Source organism: Bartonella sp. ML69XJBT (assembly GCF_028618515.1).
Taxonomy (GTDB): Bacteria; Pseudomonadota; Alphaproteobacteria; order Rhizobiales; family Rhizobiaceae; genus Bartonella.
Genome location: NZ_JAQITB010000108.1, coordinates 1 through 1,481 on the forward strand (window position 1 = coordinate 1; position 1,481 = coordinate 1,481).

Below are 1,481 nucleotides of genomic sequence, written 5' to 3' on the forward strand. Positions count from 1 at the left end.
CGCGTGTCCTTTTGCACGCATTGCCTCTATCATCTCTTCTTTCGACGCATTCCCCTTGCCTGTCGTCGCTTTCTTAATCGTACCAACTGGAATGCCTTCATACGGTATCTGATGATGCTCGCACCACGCCGTTAACGTTGCTAACAAGCCACCGTAAACATGCGCTGCGTCTGTACCAACATGGCTCCTCACCTCTTCAAAATACACCGCGTCAATTTGACCTGCTGTCTGCTTTATTTCATTAAGCCATCTCTTAAAACGTAAATAACGCATCCCACCGCCTTCAAAACGGCGGGGCTGAAAATTAATGGTCCCACTAATGATACTATTATCCCCACCACGTATCGCCCACCCTGTCTTCGTACCTAGATCAAAACAAAGAATTGTGTTAATCACCGCGCCACTCCATACATAACGTGTTTTATAGGATTGTTTTTTTCCAAAAATGAAAGAAAGAAGGGTGTCTGAAATATGCCAACACTATCTGAAATAATCAGTAATATCATTGCTGCTCTTGTTGGTAGTATTGTTTCATTTATTCTAGCAGCAGTGATAAATTCCCTAGACAAAAGAGCTCGAAAACAAATAGAGGAAAAATTAGAGCTCTTCAAAAGCCAAACTAAATCACTACAAGATCTCGTCGACATTTTATGGCAAGAAAAAGAAGAACGAGATTTAGGAGAAAAATTAGACATTAGCATTGTTGAGATAAAATCGGCAATACGTGTTGACCAACCTGATTTCCCAATGATTAGAATATTTTTACACATAAAAAATCCTACCCCAAAAGCCATTCAAATATACAGTATCAGCTTATCAGAAGAAGAACCGTTTAATTTTTTTCTCGTAAAGTGTCGTAAGAAAGATTGTAATGGAGAGAAAATTATCACTATTAATATAAAACAAGAAAAATGCATTAACTTCTCTTTATCTGCAATGGAACCCAAAAAAAATCGTTGGACTGGTTTAATTTTGATGAACGATAACGAATTGGATTTATGCCTCTATATTCGCTCTCTAAAGCCACATACATTAAGCAATCCTAATCTTATTATACATCACAGCTCACCAAATCTTCCAAATAAAACAATTGAAGTGCATATTCCCATTCCTTCCTTGGCACCTGCTAAACTATATTAGAACAATCAACACGTTAATGATCCTATTTCCTAATCTCTTTTGCTTTTAATTAGTTTTTCAAGCTTTTGATTTGTACTAAACATCACTTCGTTTAGTTCATTTATCTTTTTTGTGATTTTCTGCCTTTCTTTGAAAGAACAATAAATATTATAAAACCAATACAAATGAGCAATTACAAACATAACAATTGATACGACTGCATATATCGACATCCCTCTCTCCTCACTTCCTTTTCTTCTGAGAAGAGTCCTTTTTATTATCTGTAGATACTTCTCCACTATTAACTAAAGTACCACCACCAACGTTGCTTGTATCAACACGTGCATTACCGCAAACAATTG

General features: G+C 36.5%; 2 protein-coding genes. One reads left to right on the top strand and one right to left on the bottom strand.

Translation table 11 applies throughout. The features are described 5' to 3' along the window. On the bottom strand, positions 1 to 396 hold a 396-nt coding region (locus PVV68_RS10340), incomplete at its 3' end, for a hypothetical protein (protein ID WP_273783032.1). A gap of 75 nt (positions 397 to 471) precedes the next feature. Between PVV68_RS10340 and PVV68_RS10345 the strand changes: the two genes are divergently transcribed. Continuing rightward, positions 472 to 1,140: a hypothetical protein gene (locus PVV68_RS10345; RefSeq protein ID WP_273722026.1), complete on the top strand. Its 669-nt coding sequence runs from the start codon at positions 472 to 474 to the stop codon at positions 1,138 to 1,140. The last annotated feature ends 341 nt before the right edge of the window (positions 1,141 to 1,481 follow it).

Bases quoted from the DNA above. Each gene is read 5' to 3' on its own strand.
- PVV68_RS10345 (WP_273722026.1), top strand. From the start codon at position 472: ATGCCAACACTATCTGAAATAATCAGTAATATCATTGCTGCTCTTGTT.